Raw genomic sequence first — 19,731 nt, 5'->3', positions numbered from 1 at the left:
TCTTATCATATTGGAAATTATTCCTCAATCCATGCTCTGTTCAACTTCTCCCATCCTCCCCCAACTCCTTCACCTATGCTATAATGTCGATAGATTACTATATTTGTCAGGAGTCTTTTGTTATGGATTTGAGCATTATCATCGTTAGCTACAACACGCGGGACTTAACCATAGATTGCTTAAAATCCGTATTCGACTCGGACACGGAGTATACCTATGAGGTCATTGTCGTCGACAACGCCTCCAAGGACGACTCTGTTCCGGTCATCAAGGAGCAGTTCCCGCAAGTACGCTTGATCGAGAACCACACCAACACGGGCTTTGCCAAAGCAAACAATCAAGCGATGGAAATAGCGAAAGGCCGATATGTGCTGCTGCTGAACTCGGACACCATTGTACAGCCGGACACGCTTCAGACGATGCTGGCCTACATGGAAGAACATCCGACGGTAGGAGCGTCAGGCTGTAAGGTGATTCTGCCCGATGGCTCACTGGATAAAGCGTGCAGAAGGGGCTTTCCTACGCCGTCAGCTTCTTTTTACTACGCATTCGGATTTTCGAAGCTTTTTCCGGAGAACCCGCGGTTCAATCAATATCATCTCAGTTATCTCGATCCGAACGAGACTTATCCGGTCGATTGTCTTGTCGGCGCTTTTATGTTGCTGCGTCAGGAGACGATTCGGCAGGTGGGGGTTCTGGATGAGACCTTTTTTATGTACGGCGAAGATGTAGATTGGTGCTACCGCATCAAACAGGCGGGATGGGAGATCCATTATCATCCGGCCACCTATATTGTTCATTACAAGGGAGCAAGTAGCCGCCGCAAGCCTATGAAAATCATCTACGAGTTTCATAGAGCGATGTGGGTGTTCCACCGCAAGCACTTCAAACAGCGCTACTCCTGGTTCACCAACATGGCCGTATTCAGCGGTATCGGACTGAAGTTCTCCTTATCCGTGATCAGCAATAAACTTAAACCAGGCACCCCGGCAACACGCACCCTGGATTCGCGCTCAGAGACATCAAACCGCCAGATGGAGGTGAAGCAATGATCCGCAAAAATCAACGTTTTTTGACCCAATTGTATATTTTGACGGATTTTGCGTTCATCCAGATTTCTTTCCTGTTATCCTGGTGGTTGAAATTTGAGAGCGGCTGGATCCCATACGAGCGTCCGCTCCCGGCTGAAATTTACGCTTTCTGGAGCATTGCCTATGGTGTGATAGCCGCAGTCGTCGGAGTACTTCTGTCGCTGTACATTCCGAAACGCAAAAAACGATTTGCAGATGAAGTGATGAAGCTGATGCAAGTCCATGTGGCAAGCTTGTTCATTCTGCTCAGCTTGATGTTCTTTGTCCGGCAGGTTGACATTTCTCGGATGTATTTGGCTATCTACATGGTGATTAACGTACTGTCTATTCTGCTGTACCGCTACTTTTTGAAAAGCTCGCTGAAGCAGCTGCGCAAAAAAGGCTACAACAAGCAATTCGTGCTGATCATCGGCGCAGGCTCCCTCGGGCGCAAATTCCATGACAACTTGAGGCAGTATCCGGAATTGGGCTATGAGACCATCGGGTTTCTGGACGACCACGCTGCCTGGTCAGACGAGGAGAAGCTGCGATATAAGCCTATCCTGGGCAGGGTGGATCAGTTGGAACAGATCTTGGAAGCAAAGCTGATTGACGAGGTCGTATTGGCACTGCCTCTGACTGCTCACTCCAGATATGCCCGAATTATAGCGATTTGTGAAAAAGAAGGCGTCCGCACCCTCATCATTCCAGACTTTTTCGACTTTCTGCCTGCTCGTCCCTACTTCGACAATTTTGCGGGAATGCCGCTCATCAATGTGCGTGACATTCCGCTGGATCTTACGGGCAACCGATTGCTGAAGCGGGCCTTTGATATCGTGTTCAGCCTCTTTGCCATCATCATCACATCGCCAGTCATGCTGCTGACAGCCATCGGCATCAAGCTGACCTCGAAGGGGCCGATTATTTTCAAGCAAGAACGGGTCGGCCTCAATCGCAGGCACTTTCATATGTATAAGTTCCGCTCTATGAAGATGTTGCCGGAGGGGGTGCCGGATACGGGATGGACAACAGAAAATGACCCTCGCCGCACCAAGTTTGGCGCGTTTCTGAGGAAGACCAGTCTGGATGAGCTGCCGCAATTCTTCAATGTTCTCGCCGGGCATATGAGCGTCGTCGGTCCCAGACCGGAGCGTCCTTATTATGTCGATCAATTTCGTGAGGAAGTTCCGAAGTACATGGTGAAGCACCATGTCCGCCCGGGTATTACAGGATATGCCCAAGCCAACGGGCTGCGCGGCGATACCTCCATCGAAGAGCGGATCGAGCATGACATTTTTTATATCGAGAACTGGTCGATTTTATTGGACATCAAAATTATCGTAAAGACCGTCTTCAATGGATTTATTAACAAAAATGCTTACTAGAGATAGGAATGTACTGGAATGAGGAGAAAAAAAATAATATACAGCCTGCTAATGCTGGCGGGCCTCGGGTTTTTGCTCGTCGCCACGCTGTACAAGCCGCAGGACCGCGATCCGAAGGACGGCTTTACCGCTCACCGGCTGGTTGCTCATGCCATGGGAGGCATTGACGGGCTGACCTATAGCAATACCTATGAGGCCTTTGCAGCCAACTATGAGAAGGGGATACGCGTATTCGAGGCCGACTTGCTGCTCAGCAAGGATAACCAGCTTATTGCCCGCCATGAGTGGGGGGAGAGCTTTACGGTGATGCTTGGGCAGGAGGAAGTGATGGATCCTGGAACCCATGGGGCGGTCTGGACGTACGAGGAATTCAAAAACGCCAAAATCATGGGCCGTTATGAGCCGCTGGGATGGGAAGATATTCTTGATCTCATGGAACAGTATCCGGATATGTACCTGATTACAGATACGAAGCAGATCGAGCCTGAAGAGATTGACCAAATTTTCACCCTGATTACCGAAGCGGCAGAGCAGAAGAACCCGGAGCTATTAAAGCGGATTGTACCGCAAATTTACTATCAATCCATGTGGGATGCGATTGAGTCTATTTATCCTTTTGATTCAGTGATCTTCACTCTCTATCAGACCCATGATAGTGATGAAGCTATAGTAGAGTTTGCCAAGGAAAAGGGGATCGCGGCGATTACGATGTCGGAGACCCGTGCAAATGCCGGCCTGGTTGCCTCGTTGAATGAGCTCGGAATTCCGAGCTATGTGCATACGATTAACGATCGGGATCAAGTGTTGAAATTCAAACGGATGGGCGTCTACGGCTTCTATACCGACTTTTTGGAGGAAAAGGATGTGGAATCCTCCGGCTGGCTTCAATATTTAGGATTATAAGCATCAGCAACTGCGAGGATACGCACACTGTTTGAACGGGCAGCGGCGTATCCTTTTGTGTGCTATTGCGGTCCATTCTGTTCGCATTTTTGTGTAGAAAACACGAACATTGACAGCTTTCCTGTGGTCACTTAGACTAGAATTGCGAGTTTAAAAGCTGACTTTTTGAACGACCTCTATGAGAAGTTGAATTTAGGAAGCTGCGTAGAAAAGGCATATGTGTGAAGCGTACTGACACCCTTACACGTTGTTGTCCCTAGCGTAAATTCTTTGTTCAACTTATATAGAATTGGTAATGACAAAAAAGGACGGTTAAGCCGGAGCTAAGCGGGAGTGGATCAGAAACGTGTTCACTCCCGCTTTTACGACCGGAAGAAGAGAGCTTCGCGATCTGGAGCTTATAGCTAAGAGGCCTTGTAAGGAAGTGAAGAAGGATGCGTTCTATGCCTTTACCCATGGAGAATTCCTGGCGGCATGTATTCAAGCTGGATCCTGACCGGACCATTGGTGAACAGGAGCTTGAAGCCGTGTGCACCTCGGGAAGTGATGCGATCATCATCGGCGGCTCGAGCGGTGTAACCTATGAAAATACAGAAGCACTGCTAGAGCGGATTCGCCGCTTCAAGATCGATTGTGCGCTTGAGGTGTCAGAGCTGGATGCGATCGTACCGGGCTTTGACCTTTACTTGATCCCCATGGTGCTCAACACGCAGCGTCCCGAGTGGCTGATCGGCCATCATGCGCGGGCGATTGAGAAATACGGCCCCTTCATCCCGTGGGACAGGCTGCTTCCTGAAGGGTACATCGTGTTGAACCCTGAAGCTACAGTAGCCAGGATTACGGAGGCGGATACCTCCCTCGATGCTGCTGCTGCGGCAGGGTATGCGGGGGCTGCGGACAAGCTGATGCAACTGCCTATTATATATGTGGAATATAGCGGACGCTTTGGCGATATGGAGCTTGTCGGAGAAGTAAGGCGGCAGCTGGCACAGGCGAGACTGTTCTACGGAGGCGGGATCACAAATGCGGAGACGGCCAGACAGGCTACAACGGTCAGCGATACGGTCGTCGTGGGCAATGTCATCTATTCCGACCTGGCAGGAGCGCTGGCGACCGTAGAAGCCGTCAAGGGCGCTCGCAGCAGTTCTGTCGGGACTAATACTAACGGATAGGATTGGCTGATGTCTGGCCACATCTTTGTTCTCATCCCTAATTATAGGAAGATCACTATAAGTTGAACTAATAAAGCTGCGTGGAATAGGCATAAGTGTGAAGTGTTCTGAAGTAAAAGCTTTCTGTAAGAAAGCTACTTCGGAAACAATGCGTGTTAGCGTTCGCCATTGAAAGTGGATCTATAAAACTGAACTAAAAATGCTCTGCAGAAGGGCATAAGTGTGAAGTATTCTGAAGAAGCGAAGCGCTCGCCTTTGTGAGCGGATTTCTACCAAATAATGTCCAATCAAGGAAATCCGCGAACAACAGCGATCGTAGGAATACTTCACACGTTGCCAACAGCATGCATCATCATAAGTTCAGTCAGAGGAATCCGCGCACAACAGCGATCATAAGAACATTCACACGTTGCTCCCCAGCATACAATTATTTGTTCAACTTATACACCAATTTGAATCACGAAAGGAGCAGTTTCCTGATGCAACCTGTTAACATACAAGAAGCAGTGGAACGTCTCAATCCCCAGCAGCGCCAAGCGGTTGTTACGACCGAAGGCCCGCTGCTCATTATGGCGGGGGCGGGCAGCGGCAAGACGCGCGTGCTCACGCACCGCATTGCCTATCTGATTGCCACGCGCAAAGCTCCGCCTTGGGCGATTCTGGCGATCACCTTTACCAATAAAGCTGCCCGTGAGATGCAGGACCGGGTTTCCCGGCTTGTCGGAGGGGCGGAGGGACGCGATATCTGGGTATCCACCTTCCACTCGATGTGCGTGAGGATTTTGCGCCGTGATATTGAACGGATCGGCTTCACGTCCAACTTTTCGATCTTGGATTCCACGGACCAGCTCTCTGTGATCCGCAATTGTATGAAGGATATGAACCTCGATACCAAGAAATTCGAGCCGAAGGCCGTTCAGTCTATGATCAGCACAGCCAAGAACGAACTGATCACCCCCCAGCAATATGAGCAGAAGGTCGGTGATTATTTTGAAGGCATTGTGGCGAAGGTATATACCAAGTACCAGCAGCGTCTTCGCAGCAACAACTCGCTGGATTTTGATGATCTGATCATGAAGACCATCGAGCTGTTCAAGGAAGCGCCGGACGTGCTCGATTTTTACCAAAAGAAGTTCCAGTATATTCACGTCGATGAATACCAGGATACCAACCGGGCCCAATACATGCTGTGCCGGATGCTGGCAGACAAGCATCACCGGATCTGCGTGGTCGGGGATAGCGATCAGTCGATCTACCGCTGGCGCGGTGCCGATATTACGAATATCCTGAATTTTGAAAAGGATTATCCCGAGGCCAGCACGATCCTGCTGGAGCAGAACTACCGCTCGACCTCGACGATTCTGAACGCGGCGAACGGAGTGATTGGCCTGAATTCCGGCCGCAAAGCAAAGAAGCTGTGGACGGACAAGGGAGACGGAGACAAGATCAAGGTGTACCATGCCGATTCCGAGCATGACGAAGGATACTTTATCACCTCCGAGATTCAAGAGAGCGTCAAGAAGGGCAAGGGCTACCGGGACCATGCGATTCTATACCGGACGAACGCCCAATCCCGGGTTATTGAGGAAATTCTAATTAAGTCAGATATTCCTTATCAAATCGTTGGCGGAATCAAGTTCTATGACCGGAAGGAAATTAAAGACCTGCTTGCATACCTGCGCCTCTTGTCCAATCTGGATGATGATATCAGCTTGATGCGGATTATCAATGTGCCCAAGCGGGGGATCGGTGATACGACCGTCGGGAAGCTGGCGGCGGAAGCGGCGCAGCGCGGAACGTCCATTTACCGGGTGCTGGAGACCGTCGATGATCTCGGCTTTACCGGACGCACACGGAATGCACTGGTCGAGTTCTTCGATATGATTGCGGCGCTTCATCAAATGGTAGAGTTCTTGTCTGTGACCGAACTGACCGAGAAGCTGCTGGAAATGACGCATTACCGGATGGAGCTGCAAAATGAGAACACCCTGGAATCCCGGTCCCGCCTGGAAAATATCGACGAATTCCTGTCCGTAACCATGGAATTCGAGAATAAGAATGAAGATAAGACACTCGTCTCATTCCTGACGGATCTGGCGCTGATCGCGGATATCGACAGCATGAACGATAACCAGGATGCAGAGAAGCCGAACGACGATGCTGTCGTGCTGATGACGATGCATAGCGCGAAGGGACTGGAGTTCCCGGTGGTCTTCATCGTCGGCATGGAGGAAGGCGTGTTCCCGCATAGCCGGGCCTTCCTTGATAACGAAGAGTTGGAGGAGGAGCGCCGACTTGCCTATGTCGGCATTACCCGGGCCGAGGAGCGGCTGTTCCTCTCCTGCGCCCAGATGCGCACCCTGTTCGGCCGCACCACGGCGAACCCGCCTTCCCGCTTCCTGCAGGAAATTCCGGAGGAATTGAAGGAAGAAGCGGGAGTGGCGCGCGACCGATACCGCCGCGGAGCGGGGATCGGCGGCGCTTACGGCGGCCGCGGCTTTGGCAGCGCCAGCGGCAGCAACTTCGGCCACCGCAGCGGTGGTGCCGCCAGCCCGGCAGCGGGCGCAGCAACGCCGCTGCGGGGCGGCGCCCCGGCACCAGCCGGTGGCCGCACGAGCGGGAGCTCACCCGTCACGGTGAGCATCCCGGGCATGGCCCCGTCGCGCACAGGCTCGCGGGGCGTGCAGCCTGCCGCCGGAGACAGTGCCAGCGGCGGCTTCGCTGCCGGCGACAAGGTGTCGCACGGCAAATGGGGCACCGGCACCGTGGTAGCGGTCAAAGGCACCGGCAATGATACGGAGCTGCAGATTGCTTTTCCGGCGCCGGTAGGTGTGAAGCGGCTTCTCGCCGGCTTCGCTCCCATCACTAAAGTGACCGAATAACGAAGATCATTGAGCTATATAAGTTGAACTAGAAAAATACACAGAAAGGGCAAAAGTGTGAAGTGTTAAAAGCTTTCTGCAAGAAAGCTGCTTCGGAAGCATAAAGCGTTAGCGTTCGCCTTTGTGAACGGATTTCTACTCTATGATACCTTCGTCCAGTCAAAGAAATCCGTGAACAACAGCGATCGTAAGAACACTTCACACGTTGCCTCCAGTGTACAATCTTTAGTTCAACTTATATAAATTGAAGGAGGAGTGGTTCCGGGATGGATCCAATGAACAAAATGGAGCAGCTTATCGAGCAGCTGAATCAGTACAACTATCACTACTATACGCTCGATCAGCCTCTTGTCAGTGACAAGGAGTATGACCGGCTGTACGATGAACTGACCGCTCTGGAGGCACAGACCGGGGTCCAGCTCCCGGATTCTCCCACGCTGCGCGTAGGGGGAGAGCTTCTGGATGGATTCAAGCCGCATCGGCACCTGGCGCCTCTTTGGAGTCTGGATAAGGCGCAGAATGAAGAGCAACTGCTGCTATGGAACGGCCGTGTTCAGCGGCTGATTCAGGATTATAATACCAAGCATCCGGAGAATTCTCTGCCCGCTCCTTCCTATGCCATAGAACTGAAGTTTGACGGCTTGACCTTGAACCTGACCTATACAGACGGCAAGCTTGTTCAGGCCTCCACACGAGGCAATGGTGTTGTCGGCGAAGGCATTCTGGCCCAAGTCAAGACGATCAAATCCGTACCCTTGTCGATCCCTTATCAGGACGGAACCATTGAAGTACAGGGTGAAGGGATTATGAATCTGTCGGTGCTGGCCAAATATAACGAGACTGCTGCCGAACCGCTCAAGAATGCGCGGAATGCAGCGGCTGGCGCACTGCGGAACCTGAATCCGCGGACGACAGCCGAGCGGAAGCTGAGCGCCTTTTTCTATAATGTGGGGTATTCGGACGGGATTGAATTTGCCAATCATCAAGAGATGATGAGCTTTTTGCGGGATAATCGCTTTAAGGTCAATCCTTATGTGAGCTACCATGATGACTTCAGCAGTGTGATGGACACCCTGCACAGCATTGTGGAGACGCGCTCCGGCCTGGACTATCTGATAGACGGGGCTGTCATCAAGCTGACCGATATGCGTACCCGCGAGGTGCTTGGCTATACCGATAAATTCCCGCGCTGGGCTGTCGCGTTCAAATTTGAGGCGGAAGAGACGACGACCGTGCTTGAATCTGTCACCTGGAACGTCGGCCGCACCGGCAAAATCACCCCGCTCGCCAAGGTCGAAGCCGTAGAGCTGGCAGGAGTAACCGTGCAGAATTGCACCCTTAACAATATCGGCGATATCGAACGGAAAAACTTGAAGTTCGCGCTGGGCACACGCGTCTTTATTCGCCGCTCCAACGACGTGATCCCTGAAATTCTCGGTAAGGTAACAGGGGAGCAGGATGGGCAAGAAATCATTTATCCGGAAAGCTGCCCTGCTTGCGGGTTTCCTTTGGAGCAGCGCGGAGCTCACCTGTTCTGCAATAACAGTCTGGATTGCAAGCCGCAAATCGTCAGCCGGATTACGCATTTCGCATCCCGGGACGCCATGGACATTGAGACCTTCAGCGAGAAGACCGCAGAGCAGCTCCATGACGAGCTTCAGGTTCATGAAGCCGCAGACTTGTACACCCTTACCTTCGAGGACTTAATCAAGCTTGACCGATTTGGGGAAAAGAAAGCCAATAATCTGCTGGCTGCCATCGAGCAGAGCAAGGGGCGCGACTTGTCCTCCTTCCTGTATGCACTGGGCATTCCGAATACCGGCAAGTCAACCACCAAGGTGCTTGCGGATCATTTCCGGAGCCTGGCTGCGGTCATGGCGGCTACGGAAGAGGAGCTGGTATCCTTGCCGGATATCGGCGGTATTGTCGCTGAGAGCATCGTGTCCTTCTTCGCGGATCCATTCAATCAGGCGGGAATTCAAAAAATGCTGGAGCTGGGGGTGTCCCCTAAGGAGCCTCAGGCGGCGGCCGCGGTAACCGACTCTTTCTTCTCCGGCAAAACCGTTGTCCTTACCGGTACACTGCACCAGCTTGGCCGCGATGAAGCAACGGCCCGGCTTGAAGCGCTGGGCGCCAAGGTGACGGGGAGCGTCTCCAAGAAGACGGACCTCGTGATTGCTGGCGAAAAGGCAGGCAGCAAGCTGACAAAGGCGCAGGAACTAGGCATTCCCGTCATCGAGGATGAGAATGAATTTATCCGGCTGCTGAACGATAACTAAAATTATTTTTGTACAAATCACATCATGGAGAACAGGTGTCGGATCGGCGAGCTGCTTGCCGTTCTGACTTAAAAGGGAAGGTCGGTGCAATACCGACGCGGTCCCGCCACTGTAACGGAGGAGCAGGCAGCTTAATCAGCCACTGATCTGCATGGATCGGGAAGGCCGCTGCCGAGTGGCGATTCCGGAGCCAGGAGACCTGCCTGTTCTGACAGCACTGCTGTACCTACGGTAGATAGGGAAGTGTTAGATGCACCGTCATAATGCGCTATTATGAAGGCGTCTTTCCCTATGGCTGTTTCAAAGGGAGGACGTCTTTTGTAATTGTTAGAACTATATTAGTTGAACTAAATAACTGCACAAAAAAGGCATAAGTGTAAAGTGTTCTGTAGTAAAAGTTTTCTGAAAGAAAGCTGCTTCGGGAGCATAGGCTCGTCAGCGTTCGCCTTTGCGAGCGGATTTCTACTCTATGATGAGTTAATTCAATCAAGAAATCCGCGAACAACAGCGGTCGTAAGAACACTTTACACGTTGCCTCGTGTGCATAATCATTAGTTCAAGTAAGCGGAGGGGGATTCCAATGACCTTGCAGCAGTTGAAATATATTCTGACCATCGTGAATTGCGGTACGATAAGCGAAGCGGCAAAACGGTTGTATATTTCGCAGCCGAGCTTGTCCAACGCGGTGAAAGAAATCGAGGCGGAGGCCGGTATTGAGATTTTTCTTCGATCGTCCAAAGGAATCGTGCTATCGAGCGATGGAGCGGAGTTTCTATCCTACGCTAGGCAAGTCGTGGAGCAAGCCGAGCTTCTTGAGCAGCGGTACATGAATCGTAAACCCTCAAAGAAGCTGTTCTCGATCTCAACTCAGCATTACGCTTTTTCTGTGCAGGCTTTCGTTGGACTGCTGAAGGAGCTTGACGTGGACGAGTACGAGTGCACGCTGCGCGAGACACGTACCCATGAGATTATCGAAGACGTCCGGAATATGAAAAGCGAGCTCGGGATCATCTATATGAGCGAATTCAACCGTAAGGTGATTCAGAAGATATTAAAAGACAAGGACCTGCGGTTTCATCCGCTGTTCCAAGCGGAAGCGCATGTATTTATCAGCGAGGGGCATCCGCTTGCCTCCAAGTCGCTGCTGGACATCGAAGAATTGGACGACTACCCGTGCTTGGCTTTTGAGCAAGGCGAATATAATTCCTTTTACTTCGCGGAGGAAATACTCAGCACAAGATCGTACAAGAAGAAAATACTGGTCAGTGACCGCGCTACCCTATTCAACCTGCTGATCGGACTCAATGGCTATACCATTAGCTCGGGTGTACTGAATAAGGATCTTAACGGAGAGCAAATCAAATCCGTAAGGCTTCGTACGGACGAGAGTATACAGGTAGGATACATCGTCAATCAGAAGGCAAGCTTGAGCCAGCTGGCTGCCGCCTATGTGACGAAGCTCAAAACCGTCATTACAGACTTCGGATATCCGATTATAAACCAAGAGGATGAGCTCGCCTGAGCCCATCCTCTTGCTTGCTCTTACAGGGTTGCTCTTACTTCTTTGGCTGCTTGGACAAGGTTCTCCAGGCTGGCCCACGTTTCCGTAACACCGCGAGTTTTAAGTCCGCAGTCCGGGTTCACCCATAGCTTGGAGACTTCGATCTTGTCGAGCATGCGGCTTAGCCCTTGTTTAAGCTCGTCGACGCTAGGAATCCGAGGCGAATGGATGTCGTATACGCCGGGGCCGACTTCAGTACGGAAGCCGCATTCGTTAATCGCATCGATGATAGCAAGATCCGAGCGCGACGCTTCGAACGTAATGACATCGGCGTCCATCGCATCGATATCGCGAATGATGTCGCTGAACTGGCTGTAGCACATATGAGTATGAATTTGCGTTTCGGGTTTAACACCGCTGTGCACAAGTCTGAAGGCGGGAATCGCCCAGCTCAAGTATTCGCTCTGCCAGTCTGAATGACGCAATGGAAGCTTTTCTCTTAATGCGGCTTCGTCGATCTGGATCATCTCGATGCCGTTGGCTTCGAGATCGAGCACTTCGTCACGAATCGCAAGACCGATCTGAAGAGCGCTTTCCTTCAGGCTGATATCTTCGCGAGGGAACGACCAGTTCAGGATCGTCACCGGACCCGTCAGCATGCCTTTGACCAGCTTGTTAGTAAGGCTCTTCGCGAACGCTGAATATTCTACAGTAATCGGCTTGCTGCGGCTAATGTCGCCCCATACGATCGGCGGTTTTACGCAGCGTGTTCCGTAAGACTGTACCCAGGCATTCTCCGTGAAGATAAAGCCATCTAAGCATTCGCCAAAGTATTCGACCATGTCGTTGCGCTCGTATTCGCCATGAACAAGGACGTCAATTCCGATTTTTTCCTGCTGTGCAATACATTCTGCGATCCGGTCAAAGTTGAATTGCTTATATTGTTGCTCAGTGATGTTGCCTTTCTTAAAGGCTGCACGATTTGCGCGGACATCAGCCGTCTGCGGGAACGAGCCAATCGTCGTCGTAGGTAGCGGCGGCAGCTTGAATTTTGCTTTCTGAATTGCTTCTCGCTCGGCGAAGTCGGGAAGTCTCGTGAAGTCGGCCTCCGTCAATTCCGCCACTCTCTTCTGTACCGAGTTGTCGTTTGAGAGGCGCGATGCACTGAAGAGCTTCTCATTCTCCGTATAAAAAGCGGAGGCTTCAGGGCTCGCCTGCTCCAGGATCGACTTGAGCTCTGCAAGCTCGCGCAGCTTTTCCTCCGCGAACGCGAAATATTGCTTATTTTGCTCCGGCAGTTTCTTTTCGTGCTTAATCGTGTATGGGACATGAAGCAGCGAGCATGAAGTGCCGAGCACGACTTGGCTTGCATACTTGCCGATCTCGCGAACGAGGGCAATTGTCTGCTTGTATTGGTTCTTCCAGATGTTCTTGCCGTTGATTACACCAGCGAACAGTACCTTGTCGCTTGCGAAGCCATGCTTGCTCACGAGGTCCAAAGACTGCTTGCCCTCGACGAAGTCGATGCCGATTCCGTCGAACGGCAGCGCTTGAAGCGCCTGATAGCAGTCGCGAATGTCTCCAAAATACGTTTGCAAGACAACCTTTACGCTGCCTTTGGCGGATAAGATCCCCTTATAAAGCTCCGTGAACAGCGCGATATCTTCCGCAGTCAAATCCGTTACCAATGCAGGCTCATCCAGTTGAAACCATGCTGCGCCAAGCGTGTTCAATTGGTTCAGGATAGCCGTATAAGCCTCGATTACCGCAGGCACGAAATCTTTTGCGTTCTTCGAGCCTGTGAATCTCGCAAGCTTGAGCAGAGTGAATGGTCCGATCAGCACAGGCTTGGTTGCGATGCCAAGCTGCTTTGCTTCCGTAAATTCGTCGAACAGCTTCGATCCGGTCAAACGGATGCTTGTCGCATCGTCGATTTCGGGCACCATATAGTGATAGTTCGTGTTGAACCATTTTTTCATCGCCAGCGCTTTAACGTCGCCTTTGTCGCCTTGATAGCCTCTCGCCATTGCAAAGTATGTCTCCAGCGGGCTTAGGCCGAGCGCTTGGTATCTTTGCGGAATGATTCCAAGCAAGCAAGCCGTGTCGAGCAGTCCGTCGTAGAAGGAAAAATCGTTGGACGGAATGAAATCGACGCCGTTCTCCTGCTGAAGCTTCCAGTGCGCCGATCTAAGCTGAGCCGCCGTCTGCTGCAGTTCTTCGACGGGAAGCACGCCTTTGAAGTATTTTTCGGATGCAAATTTAAGCTCTCTGAGCGCGCCGACTCGTGGATAACCGATAATGGATGTTTTCAATGGTAACAGCTCCTTGCTGAATAGTTGGTTTTAGTATAGAGTGCGGAAGCTGCTATCGGGAAACATAAAAAAGCTATGCCCTGGCATAGCTTTTTTCTATGGTCCAGTATTGCAATGATACGCCCTTACTTAAAAGTGATACATGTCATTGAAATTTCCGCGGGGTTCCTTTCATGATAGGTAAGGGTTTGGGGAAGGCGCAGTCTTTCCGGCAATCATGAACCACACTGATATGAAAGATGGAATGCATAATGAATCAGCACGCAATACAGTGGAAACCGTCGCGTTTTAATGCGCAGAGCGGAGAAGATGCAGGAGGAGTAGTGCTGTACAACAGCTATACTGGAGCGATCGCTTCCTTTTCTCCTGAAGAACGGACACAGGTTCTGGAATGGCTGCGGCCTGGAATGCCGGCACCGGACCCGGCTCCCCCACTGTACGCGAGTTTGATAGAGCACGGGTTCCTGGTTGAGACAACCGTGGACGAAGAACGCCGCGCTACATTCCTTCACCAATCGATGCATGCACAGGATACGATGCATTTGGTCCTGCTTGTGACGGAGGCGTGCAATTTTCGCTGCACTTACTGTTATGAGAACTTTCCGCGAGCTACCATGCGCCCCGAGGTTATCGAAGGTCTGGAGGCTTATATGAAAGAACGGGCAAGAACCCTGAATCGTTTGACCATTAGCTGGCATGGCGGAGAACCTCTGTTGGCTCCCCATGTGATTGAACGCCTGTCGCGTTCCTTTATGAACTCCTGTGAGGCTAATGGAGCCGTATATGGGGCAGAAATGTCCACGAACGGCTATTATTTAACCAAAGAGCGCTTCGAACAAATGCTGGATTTGCACGTGGAGCGGTTTATGGTCACCCTGGATGGCGAAGCGCAGGTGCACGACAGCCGTCGCGGGCTTCATGGGGGCGGAGGGACATTTGATACGATCCTCCAGAACCTATTAACACTTAAAGAAGTGGATCGTCCGTTTGAAATTAATATTCGCGTTAACTTTGACAATAGTAATCTGGATGCTGTAGAACGCTTCATTCCCATGCTTAAGGAATGGTTTGGAGATGATCCCCGGTTCAAGGTGTATTTCCGTCCAGTCGGCTGTATGGGGGGAGAGAATGACCTGAATTTGCCTGTATGCGACGACCGGACTAAGGACATCAAGATTTGGGAATTCAATGAACGGGCGATTGCAGAGGGGCTTACGGTCAGCAGCTTCATCTCGGATACTTTGCTGCCCACAGGAGCTGTATGCTATGCGGCCAAGCCCAATTCATTGGTGATCGGCTCGGACGGAGTATTGTACAAATGCTCTGTGGCTATGGAACAGGACGACAATCGACTTGGGCATATCCATCAGGATGGAACACTTGAGATCGATTATGACAAGCTGGCCCTCTGGACAACATCGGGTGAGGAGACGGATGAGAAGTGTCAGGCGTGCTTTTTCCGCCCTGCCTGTCAGGGCAACCATTGTCCGTTATATCGAATGCGTACCGGTCAGCGGCCATGCTCTTATGAGAAACGGCAGATCAAAAAAACACTCCGGACCATCTGGCTGCAATCGCAGCAGGAAGAGGAATTTGCCCGAACTTTAGGCTGATGGGCAGCCGCATGAATCCAGGCACACACTTGATCTAGATAAGGAGGTGATCAGCATGAAAGTAATTCGTCCCGCAGCCCAACCGGCTCTTGTCAAAACCGGACGTCTGACTAAGTCAGTCCCAGGCAATTTGAGCTAAATTTCCATCTTTGAATGCCTGCCTTAATCCGATCTGTACAGTTCTTAAGAGCTGTTTTGGGTCGGATTTTTTCTAGATAAAGAAACTATTACTTCTTTGATTCGTTCTATCCATAGAGAACTCTACTAAAATATCTATATTTTGGAGGTAAAGATGAAGGGATCATGGTTGAATAAAGGGCTCATGGTTGTGTTGGCGTCTGCTGTGCTTGCGGGCTGTACCAGCCGTCCTGCACCAGAAGCAGAGCAGACATCCAGCTTAAAGGTTATGTTTTCGGATGAGGGGTACTTCTTCCAGCAATATGGCGATTTATTTGCGATGGAGAAGCCGAACATCGAGATTGAGGTTGTCAGCACAAACCGCATCTATCGCGACAATCAGGATGGCATAGTGGACTATAATAAAGCTTTGGAGGAATTCATAGAGAAAGAACAGCCTGATGTCGTTATGTTAAATACGGAGACCTATGAGAGGATGGCTTCCGAAGGCAAGCTGGCAGAGATGGATACGCTGATCGAACGGGATAAGTATGATACCCAGTCCATTTATCCTGCTCTTATGGAAATCCTCAAGGACAAGGGGGGCGGCAAGCTGTATGGCTTAGCTCCAACCTTCTATGGCAATGTCATTTACTACAATTCTGACTTGTTCGCCAAATATGGCATCGAAGTACCGCATGACGGGATGACCTGGCAGGAGATTCTTGATACGGCTCGGCGCTTTCCTACCGATGGAGACGCGGACACCCGGGTATATGGCTTCGGTACGAATTACGGCATGACGATGGAGCAACTGGCTTCCAACATAGCCGCTACACAAGGCTTGAAGTATATCAATACAGACACCATGCAAGTTACGCTGAACACGGATTCCTGGAAGCAAGTCTATAAGCTGGCTATGGATGCGATAGACTCTCAGGCCATCTATAACCCAGGCGATAATGGGTTCCAGGGGGGATCTATGGAGGATTATTACAAGAGTCAACTGTTCTTGATGGGGCGCATGGCCATGACAGTAGAAGGCCCGTATATGCTTCAAAACCTCAAGGACGTACAGGATCGGGTTAATGATTATAAGCCGTTCCAACTTGGGGCTGTAGCAGGACCTGTGGATCCGGCGGACCCGGAGACATCGCGGAATATTTTCTTCAACGATATCTTTGGCATTCGGGCCAACTCTCCTAACGCGGATGCGGCTTGGGAATTTATCAAATTCGTTAATAGCGAGAAATTTGCCAAGGTCAAGTCCAGAACGATGAACGGCGGTCTGTTATCTCGAATGAATGTCAGCAAGGAGTACAATGGGTTAAACCTGGATGTATTTTATAAGCTGAAGCCAAGTCTCAATAGTGATAGTAGTGAGGATTACACCAAAATTCCGGAAGCATTTCATATGGAATACTACGGCATTCTGACCCGAGAGATCCAACTGGCTCAAGACAAGAAGAAGTCTATTGAAGAAGCCCTCCAGACCATTGAGGACGAGTCGCAGGCTTTACTGAATAAGGCAATTAAGGACGAGGTGGCGGAAAAAGGCTCTGATGACGGCAGCACAGCCGGCGAAGCTGACGATGCAGCCACATCTGGCGAGAGCGGCGCAGAATCCGGCACAGCGGATAATACAGCAGATGAGGTTAGTGTGACGGTAGAGTAGCTCTTACCATCTATAGATGGATAACGAATATAACATAGACCCCTACGCGATTCGCGCCTGGGGCCGACGCTAAATAGCAACTTCAAAGGAGGTTAGCCAAGGTCATGACTAAGGCTAGCCTCTTTTTTTAGGTGCGCCCGGTATGTCCCATACTGCTCGAATCTCATCATGTAGATGTGGCAGATGAATGAGGAGGAAGTTATCGTTCTTACCCCGGGAGGTCTCACAGATGTGGTGTGGAAAAAAAATCCGAAACACAGAGTAAAGCTTGTTGCCGGCAAAGGGATAGCGTACTTAACTAATGAGCCTCCTATCCTACTTTCCAGAGAAATTATTTTATTGGAAAATAATAGATGATATATTGTAACTAGACGGGGGCTTTATACGTATAACCAAAGAGACTGTAAAAAAAGAAGGGGGAGCAGAACGTATATTCCAGCTTTGTTATCCAGCTACATAGGAGAGAGAAACTGAACTATATTTTCTAGAATGATCGGAGGTATTATGTTTACTATGTTTTATGAACGAAAGAATAGAAGCCGCATGCGGAAGCTGACTATTGCGGTAATTTGCGGCGTCTTAGTGCTGCTGGCCGGGTGCGGTCCAGCCCCTGCGAAACAGTCGGATGTACGACGGAGCTTGAAGGTTATGTTTTGGGACGAAGGGTATTTCTTTCAACAATATGGTGATTTGTTCTCGATGAGATATGATGATGTAGATATTGAAGTAGTCAGCACAAATAGTATGTATAGCGGTGGCGCAGTTATCGAAGACCGGTATCAGGCGACATTAGATTTTATTGAAGAGCAGAAGCCCGATGTGGTTATGGTCGATTCCAGCAACTATGAAAGAATGGTCTCTGACGGAAAGTTGATGGAGTTGGATTCATTCATTACGCGCGACAAGTATGATACCGAGACGATTTATCCTGCATTAATTGAAATGCTGAAGGAAAAAGGAGCCGGTAAATTATACGGATTAAGTCCGACCTTCCATGGACAAGCGTTGTTCTATAATGTGGATCTGTTCAACAAATACGGTATTGATCCGCCGCAAAATAATATTACCTGGCAGGAAATTCTCGATCTGGCTCGCCGATTTCCAACTGATGGAGATGCGGATTCAAGAGTATATGGCTACGGTGCGCAGTACGGCATGAACTTCTCGAACCTGGTGAGTATGATCTCCTCTACAGAGGGACTTAATCAGGTGAACCCGGATACTATGAAGGTGACTCTGAATACGGATGCCTGGAAAAGAGTCTACAAGCTCGCATTTGATGCGCTGGAATCCGGCAGTGTGTACATTCCTGAGGATGGCGGGTTTACCGGCGGTTCGATGGAGGAGTATTACAAGAGTCAATTGTTCCTGATGGGCAGAATGGCCATGACAATTGGCGATCCATATACCTTGCAGAATTTGAAAGAGTCCGGCTCCTACATGAAGGATTACACACCATTCGAGATTGGTATCGTGGCTGGTCCGGCAGATCCTGCAGACCCTGAGATCTCCCGTAATATCTTCTTCAGCGATATTTTTGCAATCCGGGCCGATTCGCCGAATGCGGATGCAGCCTGGGACTTCATTAAGTTCATTAATGGAGAAGAATATGCGAAGGTCAAGTCCAGAACGCTCAATAGTGGACTTCTGTCACGCATGGGATATTTAAAGGAGTACGATGGACACAGTCTTGAGGCCTTCTACGCACTTAAGCCCAAGCTGGATCAAAGCGCATCTTATGAGCGAATGAGCAAGATACCGAATGACTTCTACATGCAGTTCTATACGGTTCAAGAGGAACAATTGAAGTTGGTGCAGGAGAAGAAGAAATCGGTTGAGGAAGCCTTGCAGGCGATGGAGCAGGAAGGACAGGTTATCTTGGATAAGGCCATTAAAGATCAGGAGGCCAATAAAGGAAAAGAAGATACCGATTCCAATGGCGCGGAGTCGAGCAGCAGCTCCGGAGGCGGTATGAGCATTATCATGCCTGCAGATTCAACAGAAGAAGAATAAACTTATTAGCTGAATGGACCATGATTAGAAGCGCTGTACTTCTCCTTATGGTCCATTTTTGCGTCCTTTACGTTGGAAGCATTTACTTATTGTAATCCTATTGCTTACGTGGTAAATTATTATTTGTCGCTTCGGACGGCATCCTGCCGGACAAGATGGGAGAAAAAACATCTTGACATATCGAAGCGAGGTAAATATAATAAGTAACTGTTCGACAAAATCTGATCTGAGTAATGGATGAGTCGAATATTGTAAGCAAGTTCTTTGAAAACTGAACAGATGGAACACGTCAATAAATAAACGATTTTATATCGTCAGTTTTGAAATGAGCAAGTCAAACACCTAATCGTCCGGAAGGATCGGCTCTAACGAGAACGATGCCTTCCGAACGGGTGACGCGACATCCGTCGCATCTTAATGGAGAGTTTGATCCTGGCTCAGGACGAACGCTGGCGGCGTGCCTAATACATGCAAGTCGAGCGGACTTAATGGAGTGCTTGCACTCCTGAAAGTTAGCGGCGGACGGGTGAGTAACACGTAGGCAACCTGCCCGTAAGACTGGGATAACTACCGGAAACGGTAGCTAATACCGGATAATTTACCTTGCCGCATGGGGAGGTAATGAAAGGCGGAGCAATCTGTCACTTACGGATGGGCCTGCGGCGCATTAGCTAGTTGGTGGGGTAACGGCTCACCAAGGCGACGATGCGTAGCCGACCTGAGAGGGTGAACGGCCACACTGGGACTGAGACACGGCCCAGACTCCTACGGGAGGCAGCAGTAGGGAATCTTCCGCAATGGACGCAAGT

The 19,731-nt window shown here is 50.3% G+C and carries 11 protein-coding genes, 1 rRNA gene and 1 riboswitch; of the genes, 11 read left to right on the top strand and 1 reads right to left on the bottom strand.

Annotated elements, in window-relative coordinates:
- The first annotated feature begins 122 nt into the window (after nt 1–122).
- The 7 genes from KI362_RS08600 (at nt 123) to KI362_RS08570 (ending at nt 11,213) form a co-directional block, all read left to right on the top strand.
- On the top strand, nt 123–1,052 hold the full coding sequence (locus KI362_RS08600; RefSeq protein WP_301626453.1) for a glycosyltransferase family 2 protein: 930 nt from the start codon (nt 123–125) through the stop codon (nt 1,050–1,052).
- Nucleotides 1,049–2,455 (top strand): undecaprenyl-phosphate glucose phosphotransferase, encoded by a 1,407-nt coding sequence (locus tag KI362_RS08595; protein ID WP_301626451.1) that lies wholly within the window; start codon nt 1,049–1,051, stop codon nt 2,453–2,455. The genes KI362_RS08600 and KI362_RS08595 overlap by 4 nt, the downstream gene beginning before the upstream one ends.
- A gap of 18 nt (nt 2,456–2,473) precedes the next feature.
- Nucleotides 2,474–3,358, top strand: coding sequence for a phosphatidylinositol-specific phospholipase C/glycerophosphodiester phosphodiesterase family protein (locus KI362_RS08590; protein ID WP_301626450.1), 885 nt, complete (start codon nt 2,474–2,476; stop codon nt 3,356–3,358).
- Between the two features lie 455 nt (nt 3,359–3,813).
- A complete protein-coding gene (locus tag KI362_RS08585) occupies nt 3,814–4,530 on the top strand; it encodes a heptaprenylglyceryl phosphate synthase (protein WP_301626448.1) in 717 nt (238 codons plus the stop codon).
- A gap of 479 nt (nt 4,531–5,009) precedes the next feature.
- A complete protein-coding gene (gene pcrA, locus KI362_RS08580; RefSeq protein WP_301626446.1) occupies nt 5,010–7,412 on the top strand; it encodes a DNA helicase PcrA in 2,403 nt (800 codons plus the stop codon).
- A gap of 266 nt (nt 7,413–7,678) precedes the next feature.
- A complete protein-coding gene (gene ligA, locus KI362_RS08575; protein ID WP_301626444.1) occupies nt 7,679–9,691 on the top strand; it encodes an NAD-dependent DNA ligase LigA in 2,013 nt (670 codons plus the stop codon).
- Between the two features lie 16 nt (nt 9,692–9,707).
- Nucleotides 9,708–9,912, top strand: a riboswitch (cobalamin riboswitch).
- Nucleotides 9,913–10,271: 359 nt separating this feature from the next.
- Complete coding sequence (locus KI362_RS08570; protein ID WP_044480928.1) at nt 10,272–11,213, top strand: LysR family transcriptional regulator; 942 nt, start codon at nt 10,272–10,274, stop codon at nt 11,211–11,213.
- 20 nt (nt 11,214–11,233) lie between these two features.
- On the opposite strand, the gene metE is transcribed toward KI362_RS08570, so the two are convergent.
- Nucleotides 11,234–13,504, bottom strand: a complete 2,271-nt coding sequence (gene metE / locus KI362_RS08565) for a 5-methyltetrahydropteroyltriglutamate--homocysteine S-methyltransferase (RefSeq protein WP_301626440.1) — start codon at nt 13,502–13,504, stop codon at nt 11,234–11,236.
- Nucleotides 13,505–13,755: 251 nt separating this feature from the next.
- On the opposite strand from metE, the gene KI362_RS08560 reads away from it, so the two are divergent.
- The 4 genes from KI362_RS08560 to KI362_RS08545 form a co-directional block, all read left to right on the top strand.
- Entirely contained in the window at nt 13,756–15,117 is a 1,362-nt protein-coding gene (locus tag KI362_RS08560; RefSeq protein ID WP_301626438.1) for a radical SAM/SPASM domain-containing protein, read from the top strand.
- A gap of 292 nt (nt 15,118–15,409) precedes the next feature.
- Entirely contained in the window at nt 15,410–16,909 is a 1,500-nt protein-coding gene (locus KI362_RS08555; protein ID WP_301626436.1) for an ABC transporter substrate-binding protein, read from the top strand.
- Nucleotides 16,910–17,452: 543 nt separating this feature from the next.
- Nucleotides 17,453–18,922, top strand: coding sequence for an ABC transporter substrate-binding protein (locus KI362_RS08550; protein ID WP_301626435.1), 1,470 nt, complete (start codon nt 17,453–17,455; stop codon nt 18,920–18,922).
- A gap of 414 nt (nt 18,923–19,336) precedes the next feature.
- Nucleotides 19,337–19,731, top strand: a 16S ribosomal RNA gene (locus KI362_RS08545); the annotation flags it as partial.

The organism is Paenibacillus apis (assembly GCF_018333295.1).
Lineage (GTDB): Bacteria > Bacillota > Bacilli > Paenibacillales > Paenibacillaceae > Fontibacillus > Fontibacillus antibioticophila.
Note: the sequence above shows the minus strand (reverse complement) of the source record. Positions and strands in the feature narration are given on the sequence as shown.

What these genes read in the sequence shown, in the direction of transcription:
- ligA (WP_301626444.1), top strand. Translation starts at nt 7,679, where the DNA reads ATGGATCCAATGAACAAAATGGAGCAGCTTATCGAGCAGCTGAATCAG.
- KI362_RS08600 (WP_301626453.1), top strand. Translation starts at nt 123, where the DNA reads ATGGATTTGAGCATTATCATCGTTAGCTACAACACGCGGGACTTAACC.
- KI362_RS08595 (WP_301626451.1), top strand. Translation starts at nt 1,049, where the DNA reads ATGATCCGCAAAAATCAACGTTTTTTGACCCAATTGTATATTTTGACG.
- KI362_RS08560 (WP_301626438.1), top strand. Translation starts at nt 13,756, where the DNA reads ATGAATCAGCACGCAATACAGTGGAAACCGTCGCGTTTTAATGCGCAG.
- KI362_RS08550 (WP_301626435.1), top strand. Translation starts at nt 17,453, where the DNA reads ATGCGGAAGCTGACTATTGCGGTAATTTGCGGCGTCTTAGTGCTGCTG.
- KI362_RS08590 (WP_301626450.1), top strand. Translation starts at nt 2,474, where the DNA reads ATGAGGAGAAAAAAAATAATATACAGCCTGCTAATGCTGGCGGGCCTC.
- KI362_RS08555 (WP_301626436.1), top strand. Translation starts at nt 15,410, where the DNA reads ATGAAGGGATCATGGTTGAATAAAGGGCTCATGGTTGTGTTGGCGTCT.
- KI362_RS08570 (WP_044480928.1), top strand. Translation starts at nt 10,272, where the DNA reads ATGACCTTGCAGCAGTTGAAATATATTCTGACCATCGTGAATTGCGGT.
- KI362_RS08585 (WP_301626448.1), top strand. Translation starts at nt 3,814, where the DNA reads ATGGAGAATTCCTGGCGGCATGTATTCAAGCTGGATCCTGACCGGACC.
- pcrA (WP_301626446.1), top strand. Translation starts at nt 5,010, where the DNA reads ATGCAACCTGTTAACATACAAGAAGCAGTGGAACGTCTCAATCCCCAG.